The 7,664-nt window shown below is 72.4% G+C and carries 8 protein-coding genes; 2 read left to right on the forward strand and 6 right to left on the reverse strand.

From position 1 onward, the window contains the following. Positions 1-210 precede the first annotated feature (210 nt). Entirely contained in the window at positions 211-837 is a 627-nt protein-coding gene (locus M4J07_RS45545) for an ATP-binding protein (RefSeq protein WP_255982837.1), read from the reverse strand. A 135-nt stretch (positions 838-972) separates the two neighbouring features. Between M4J07_RS45545 and M4J07_RS45550 the strand changes: the two genes are divergently transcribed. Continuing rightward, on the forward strand, positions 973-1,365 hold the full coding sequence (locus M4J07_RS45550; RefSeq protein WP_255982839.1) for a hypothetical protein: 393 nt from the start codon (positions 973-975) through the stop codon (positions 1,363-1,365). Positions 1,366-1,377: 12 nt separating this feature from the next. Here M4J07_RS45550 and M4J07_RS45555 read toward each other — a convergent pair whose 3' ends face one another. Further along, positions 1,378-2,826, reverse strand: a complete 1,449-nt coding sequence (locus tag M4J07_RS45555) for a DHA2 family efflux MFS transporter permease subunit (protein ID WP_255982841.1) — start codon at positions 2,824-2,826, stop codon at positions 1,378-1,380. Between the two features lie 8 nt (positions 2,827-2,834). Next, on the reverse strand, positions 2,835-3,455 hold the full coding sequence (locus M4J07_RS45560) for an NADPH-dependent FMN reductase (protein WP_255982843.1): 621 nt from the start codon (positions 3,453-3,455) through the stop codon (positions 2,835-2,837). A 153-nt stretch (positions 3,456-3,608) separates the two neighbouring features. Here M4J07_RS45560 and M4J07_RS45565 point away from each other — a divergent pair, with 153 nt between their 5' ends. After that, the gene (locus tag M4J07_RS45565) at positions 3,609-4,334 is read left to right on the forward strand and encodes a TetR/AcrR family transcriptional regulator (protein WP_255982845.1); all 726 of its coding nucleotides are present in this window, start codon (positions 3,609-3,611) and stop codon (positions 4,332-4,334) included. Between the two features lie 49 nt (positions 4,335-4,383). Here M4J07_RS45565 and M4J07_RS45570 read toward each other — a convergent pair whose 3' ends face one another. The 3 genes from M4J07_RS45570 to deoC all read right to left on the reverse strand — a co-directional run. Next, positions 4,384-5,286, reverse strand: coding sequence for an aldehyde dehydrogenase family protein (locus tag M4J07_RS45570; RefSeq protein ID WP_255982847.1), 903 nt, complete (start codon positions 5,284-5,286; stop codon positions 4,384-4,386). Further along, positions 5,279-6,730, reverse strand: coding sequence for an aldehyde dehydrogenase family protein (locus M4J07_RS45575; RefSeq protein ID WP_255982849.1), 1,452 nt, complete (start codon positions 6,728-6,730; stop codon positions 5,279-5,281). The genes M4J07_RS45570 and M4J07_RS45575 overlap by 8 nt, the downstream gene beginning before the upstream one ends. 5 nt (positions 6,731-6,735) lie before the next feature. Further along, positions 6,736-7,664 (reverse strand): deoxyribose-phosphate aldolase (deoC, locus tag M4J07_RS45580; protein ID WP_255982851.1); only part of this gene is annotated, 929 nt, incomplete at its 5' end.

Consider the following 7,664-nt stretch of genomic DNA (forward strand, 5'->3'; position numbering starts at 1 on the left):
TGCGTGGGCGTCTGCGGGGGCCGGCCGCGCAGTTCCCCGCGCCCCTCAAAGCCGACTGCGTCTGCCGGGCCGGGCCTTCGTAGCGTTCTGCGGGCCGGTGGGGCTTCTCGCGCAGTTCCCCGCGCCCCTGAAGGGCATGCGCTGACGCGCAGCTTTCCCCCGGCCCGCAGACGCCCACGAAAGATCGACCAGGCAGACCGAGGGGACCGGTTACGTGCGGGTGCGGACTCGGCCCGCTGCTGCCGCGGCTACGCGGCCCAGTGCCTCGTCCCGGCCGCACGCGTACGCGCCGAGCCCGACCTGGCGGGCCACGATGGACCGTTCGGCCCGCATCAGGCGCCAGCCGCGGCGCAGCAGGAACGGAACCGACTTGCGGCCCTCCCGCAGATCCCGCAGCAGCCGGCGGCGGAAAGTCGTCGAGGGGCGGCCGCGCAGACAGAGCGCGTCGGCGAGCACGCCAAGATCCCGGCAGCGCTCCACGATGTCCGCCGCGAAGATCCCCTCGGCGAGGAACAGCGGCGTGCGCTCGATGTCGAGCGTGTCCGCGCCCACCCGCGAGCTGGTCGAGATGTCGTACACGGGAATGTTCGTGCGCCCCTTCTCGCAGAGCGCGACGATCGCGGCGACCGCCACGTCCGCGTCCCAGGACGCCGGGGAGTCCCAGTCGATGTCCGAACTGCCCGGCACCAGCGGCAGCGTGGGGTCGCCGGCCTCCTTGTAGAAGTCGTCGAGGCAGAGCACGGGCAGCCCGGAGCGGGCCGCGAACGACGACTTGCCGGAGCCGGAGGGCCCGGTCAGCAGGACGACCCGGGTCGGTATCGGAGGATGCGAACTCACGAGAGACCAGTGTGAGGCATCCGGGGCCCGGCGCCGACCCCGCGTGGTGACGTTGTGGCACGAGCCACGTCAACTACGCTGTGTGGCCGCACGATTACCCGCATCACCCGTTTCGAAAGGCTCAGGCGGAACATCATGGCGCGACACGCAGTCCGCACGTCCCCTTCCAGCACCCGCCGTACGCTGCTGCGCGCGGGCCTCACCGTGGCGGCCGCCGGTGCGGCCGTCGCCGCGGGCGGCGCCGCCGCGAGTGCCGCGCCCGGGGCGGGGGTGGACACGGGCACCCCGGTCCAGGCCCTGACGCAGGCGGTGCACACCTCGACCGGATACGGCCTCGCGCCGGTGAAGGACCTGAAGCTCGACCCGCTGGCCGGCACCGGCGTCGACCCGCTGGACAACGCCATCGGCACGCAGGTCGCCGACTTCAAGCCGGTCAGCACGGCGGCCGTGACGGGCCCGGTGACCTCGGGCAGCTCGCTGAGCGAACTGCCGCTGGTCGGGCCCGCGACGGGGCTGCTGCCGGGCTGACCGGACGGTGCGTCAGGCGTCGGCGGTGCCCGGGGCGGACGGCTGCGCGGCGCGCGTCCGCAGCGGCACCTCGCGCACCGCCCACGCCACCGCGAACCCGACCGCGCACAGCGCCGCCGTCCCCAGCGCCACCCCGTGCACCCCGTCGACGACACCCGCCGGCGTGAGGCCCGCCCCGACCCGGCTCGCGAACACCGATCCGAGCACCGCCACCCCGAGCGAGCCCCCGGCCGTCCGCAGCAGTGTCTGCGTACCGCTGGCGGCCCCGATGTCGCGGGGGTCCGCGCTGTTCATGGTGATCAGCATCGCGGGCTGCAGCTGACAGCCGATGCCCGCGCCGAGCAGCAGGGTCAGGCCGGACGCCGCCCAGACCGGGGTCCCGGTGCCGAGCAGCAGCAGGGCGAGCGCGCCGAGCGTGGCCAGGGCGCCGCCCGCGATCGGATAGGCGCGGTAGCGGCCGCCCGCGGACACCAGGCGCCCGATCGTCAGCTGCGCGCCCATCATGCCGAGCATCAGCGGCAGCAGGAGCAGCCCGCTCTGCGTCGACGTCCTGCCCCGGACGAGCTGCATGTACTGCGGCAGGTAGCTGGCGGCGGCCAGCATGGCCGCGCCGGCGACGAAGCTGAGGACCTGCGCGACCGTGAAGTTCCGGTCGCGGAACAGGCGGGGCGGGATCACCGGCTCGGCCGCCCGCCGCTCCACCCGTACGAACGCCGCGACGGCCGCCGCCGAGACGACCGCGAGGGCCGCGATCTGCGGTGAGGTCCACGCGTACGTCGGGCCCGCCCAGCTCGCGAGCAGGGTCAGGGCGAGGATCGCCGCGGTGAGGAGTCCGGCGCCCGCGAGGTCGACGCGGGCCCGCACCCGCTCGGTGCGCACCCGCACCCCCGCGCCGATGACCAGGAGTGCCACGGCGCCGACGGGAACGTTGACGTAGAACACCCAGCGCCAGTCCAGCTGGTCCGTGAGGAAGCCGCCGACGAGCGGGCCGCCGATCATGGCTGCGGGCAGCAGGACGCCGATGACCGACTGGGAGCGGCCGGCCTCCGCGGGGCTCAGCAGCGTCCCGATGAGCGAGAGCGCGCCCACGAACAGGCCGCCCGCGCCGATCCCCTGCAGGGCACGGAAGGCGATCAACTGCCCCATGTCCTGGGCGAGTCCGCACAGGACGGAACCGGCGAGGAACACGGTGATCGAGGCGAGGTAGCTGCCCTTGCGGCCGTAGAGGTCGCCGGCCTTGCCCCACAGGGGAGTGCTGACGGCGGTGGTCAGGAGATACGCGGTCACCACCCAGGACAGATGGGTGACGCCGCCCAGGTCCTCGACGATGACCGGCAGCGCCGTGCCGACGACCGTGCCGTCGAGGGTGGCCAGCACGATGCCGAGCAGCAGGCCCGCGATCACCAGCCGGGAGGGCGGCGCCGTGGCGGCGGCCGTCCGGGACTCCACGGGTGTCGTCATGGCGGCCGTCAACTCGCGTACGGGCTGACGGACTTGGCGTTGCGCAGGGCGTGCGCCCACCAGGTCAGCTGGTCGAGCATCGCCTTCGCGGCGGCGTCCACCGCCGGGTCGTCGACGCGGCCGTCCGCGTCGAACGATCCGTAGGCGTTGTGGAAGCTGACCGTGTTGCGGATCGTAGTGGCGTTCAACTCGGCCATCACGACCCGGAGTTGCTCGACCGCGCGCAGGCCGCCGGACAGGCCCCCGTACGAGACGAAGGCGATCGGCTTGCCGTGCCACTCCGTGTTGTGCCAGTCGATCGCGTTCTTCAGGGCCGCCGGGAAGCTGTGGTTGTACTCGGGCGTGACGAAGACGAACGCGTCCGCCGCGGCGAGGCGCGGTGTCACCGTCGCGAGCGCCTCCGTGGTGCCGGGCGGTGGTTCCTGGCCGAAGGCGGGCAGCACGGTCGGCAGCGGGGTCTCGGCGAGGTCGACGATGTCGCTGCGCAGGTCGGCGCGCTGGCCGAGGTGACCGCTGAGCCACCGCGTGACCACGGGCGCGAAGCGGCCCTCGCGGGTGGAGCCGACGAGGACGGCGACGCGGAGCGGAGCGGTGGCGGACCCGCCGGGTGCTGTGGGTGCTGTGGACATGGGAACCCCCTGGTGGTGAACGCCTGCGACACCTGTTTGTGTACGGCGTATCTTCGATGCGTACAACGTACACACCGATGTGTACGGCGTCCACTGTGGATACGATGTACACGCCCGCCCGTCCGGGAACGCCTGAGGAGAAGGGGTCCGTCAGTGGCCGCGAAGAAGAAGCCGGGGCCCGAGCCCTCCCTGTGGGAGCGGCTGGAACGGCCGGCGGCGCCGCGCGCCGCGCTCACGCCGCAGCGGATCGCCGAGGTCGCCGTCGCGGTGGCCGACGCGGAGGGGTTCGCGGCCGTCACCATGCGCCGCATCGCCACCGAGCTCGGCGTCGCCCCCATGGCCGCCTACCGCCACGTGGACGGCAAGGAGGACCTGCTGGCGCTGATGGTGGACCGGGTCTCGGGGGAGCTCGCGATCCCCGACGACGTGACGGGCTGGCGCGAGGTGCTGCGGGCCTACGCCGTGCGCACCCGCGCCACGACGCTGGCCCACCCCTGGATGGCGCAGCTCCCGGCCCCGCTCTTCGTGCTCACGCCGACCCGGATGGCCGTCGCCGAGCGGCAGTTGGCGGCGCTCGACGGCCTGGGGCTCGACGCCGACACCATGATGGCGGCGTTCCGCGCCGTCGCCTCGTACGTCCACGGCGCGACGCAGTCCGAGGTGGCGCTCGCCCGGTTCATGGCGGAGCACGGCTGGGGCAGCGGCGACGAGACCCGCAAGGGACTCGCCCCGCAGATGAACTACCTGCTGGACAGCGGCCGTTACCCGATCTACCGCGCCTACGCGTACAGCGCGACCCGCAAGGACGACCCCACCTGGGAGTTCGAGTTCGGACTCGACTGCGTCCTGGACGGCGTCGCGCGGCGCCTCGGGATCTGAGCGATCCGGGACGCCGCGCGGGGGCCGTGCTGTCGGGGAGGGGCGGTGCCTAGTACGAGGAGCCGGACGCGCCCAGCGAACCCGTCGGGTGCCAGACGGTCTTGGTCTCCAGGAAGTACGTCAACCGGTCCGTGCCCGGGTCCGCCGTGAAGTCCTCCACAGGCTGGGGACGGCGCACCCGCTTCAGGTTGTCCGCGGCGGCGATCTCCAGCTCCTTGGCGAGGGCCGGGTCGGCGCCGGTGAGGTCGATCCCGTTCACGTCCTGGTGCGCGGCGAGCGACGGGGCGATCTCCGAGGCCTTGCCGGACAGGACGTTCACGACGCCGCCCGGCACGTCCGAGGTGGCGAGCACCTCGCCGAGGGAGAGCGCGGGCAGCGGGGACGCCTCGCCGGCGATCACGACCACCGTGCTGCCGGTCGCGATGACCGGGGCGATCACCGAGACCAGGCCGAGGAACGATGACTCCTGCGGGGCGATGACCGCGACCACGCCCGTCGGCTCGGGGGTCGAGAGGTTGAGGAAGGGGCCCGCGACCGGGTTCGCCCCGCCCACGACCTGGCCGATCTTGTCGGTCCAGCCCGCGTACCAGACCCAGCGGTCGATCGCGGCGTCGACGACGGCCGCGGCCTTCGACCTGCTCAGGCCCTCCGCCTCGGCGACCTCGCGCACGAACTGGTCGCGGCGGCCCTCCAGCATCTCGGCCACGCGGTACAGGACCTGCCCGCGGTTGTACGCGGTCGCGCCCGACCAGCCGCCGAACGCCTTGCGCGCGGCGACGACGGCGTCACGGCCGTCCTTGCGGGACGAGAGCGGCGCGTTGGCGAGCCACTTCCCCTTGCTGTCCTGCACTGCGTACACCCGGCCGCTCTCGGAACGCGGGAACTTCCCGCCCACGTACAGCTTGTAGGTCTTGAAGACGCTGAGGCGCTGCTGCTCGGACTTCTCAGACATCGAGGTAGGCCTCCAGACCGTGACGGCCGCCCTCGCGGCCGAAGCCCGACTCCTTGTAGCCGCCGAACGGCGAGGTCGGGTCGAACTTGTTGAACGTGTTGGCCCAGACGACCCCGGCCCGCAGCCTGTTCGCCACGGCCAGGATCCGCGAACCCTTCTCGGTCCAGATGCCGGCCGAGAGCCCGTACTGCGTGTTGTTGGCCTTCGCCACCGCCTCCTCGGGGGTGCGGAAGGTGAGGACCGAGAGCACCGGGCCGAAGATCTCGTCCCGGGCGACGGTGTGCGCCTGCGTGACGTTCGTGAAGAGCGTCGGCGCGAACCAGTACCCGGACGAGGGGAGTTCGCACGGCGCGGACCAGCGCTCGGCGCCCTCCGCCTCACCGGTCTCGGCGAGCGCGGTGATCCGGGCCAGCTGCTCGGCCGAGTTGATCGCGCCGATGTCGGTGTTCTTGTCGAGCGGGTCGCCGAGCCGCAGCGTCGACAGCCGGGACTTGAGGCGGTCGAGCACCTCGTCCTGGACCGACTCCTGGACGAGGAGGCGCGAACCCGCGCAGCAGACCTGGCCCTGGTTGAAGAAGATGCCCGTGACGATGCCCTCGACGGCCTGGTCGATCGGGGCGTCGTCGAAGACGATGTTCGCGCCCTTGCCGCCGAGCTCCAGCGTGAGCTTCTTGTCCGTGCCGGCGACGGTCCGGGCGATCTGCTTGCCGACGGCCGTGGAACCGGTGAAGGCCACCTTGTTCACGTCCGGGTGGGCGACCAGGGCCGCGCCCGCGTCCCCGTATCCGGGAAGGATGTTGACGACGCCCTTGGGCAGGCCCGCCTGGCGGCAGATGTCCGCGAAGAACAGCGCCGACAGCGGCGTCGTCTCGGCGGGCTTGAGGACGACCGTGTTGCCCGTCGCGAGCGCCGGGGCGATCTTCCACGCCAGCATCAGCAGGGGGAAGTTCCACGGGATGACCTGGCCGGCCACGCCCAGCGCCTTCGGGGCCGGACCGAAGCCCGCGTGGCCGAGCTTGTCGGCCCACCCGGCGTAGTAGAAGAAGTGCGCGGCGACCAGCGGGAGGTCCGCGTCGCGGGTCTCCTTGATCGGCTTGCCGTTGTCGAGCGTCTCCAGGACGGCCAGCTCGCGGCTGCGCTCCTGGATGATCCGCGCGATGCGGAACAGGTACTTGCCGCGCTCCGCGCCCGGCAGCGCCGACCACTTCGCGAACGCCTTGCGGGCTGCCTGCACGGCGCGCTCGACGTCGGCCTCACCGGCCTGCGCGACCTCGGAGAGGACCTCCTCGGTGGACGGCGAGACGGTCTTGAAGACCTTGCCGTCGGCGGCGTCGGTGAACTCGCCGTCGATGAACAGCCCGTACGACGGGGCGATGTCGACGACCGACCGGGACTCGGGCGCCGGTGCGTACTCGAACACAGAAGTCTGCTTGTCCATGGTCATGGGTGTCAGTCCACCGTCACGTAGTCGGGACCGGAGTAGCGGCCGGTGGCCAGCTTCTGGCGCTGCATCAGCAGGTCGTTGAGGAGCGAGGAGGCGCCGAACCGGAACCAGTGGTTGTCCAGCCAGTCGGGCCCCGCCGTCTCGTTGACCAGGACGAGGAACTTCACCGCGTCCTTGGCCGTGCGGATGCCGCCCGCGGGCTTCACCCCGATCTGTACCCCCGTCTGCGCACGGAAGTCGCGGACGGCCTCCAGCATCAGGAGCGTGTTCGCCGGCGTCGCGTTGACGCCGACCTTGCCGGTCGAGGTCTTGATGAAGTCGGCGCCCGCGATCATCCCGATCCAGCTGGCGCGCTTGATGTTGTCGTACGTCGACAGCTCGCCGGTCTCGAAGATGACCTTGAGGCGGGCGGCGCCGCTGGCCTCCTTCACGGCGCGGATCTGCTCGAAGACCGTCAGGTAGTCGCCGGAGAGGAAGGCTCCCCGGTCGATGACCATGTCGATCTCGTCCGCGCCCGCGGCCACGGCCTCGCGCACGTCGCCGAGCTTCACGTCGAGGGCGGCACGGCCCGCCGGGAAGGCGGTGGCCACGGAGGCGACCTTCACGCCGCTGTCCGCGACGGCCTCCCTGGCGGTGGCGACCATGTCCGGATAGACGCAGACGGCGGCGGTGCGCGGGGTGCCGCGGTCGGTCGGGTCGGGGTTGACGGCCTTCGCGCCGAGCGCCCGGACCTTGCCCGGGGTGTCGGCGCCCTCCAGCGTCGTCAGGTCGATCATCGAGATGGCCAGGTCGATGGCGTACGCCTTCGCCGTGGTCTTGATCGAGCGGGTACCGAGCGAGGCGGCGCGCGCCTCCAGGCCGACCGCGTCGACGCCGGGCAGCCCGTGGAGGAAGCGGCGGAGCGTGCTGTCGGACGCGGTCACGTCAGCGAATG

Source organism: Streptomyces longispororuber (assembly GCF_024448165.1).
In the GTDB taxonomy this organism is placed as follows: domain Bacteria; phylum Actinomycetota; class Actinomycetes; order Streptomycetales; family Streptomycetaceae; genus Streptomyces; species Streptomyces longispororuber_A.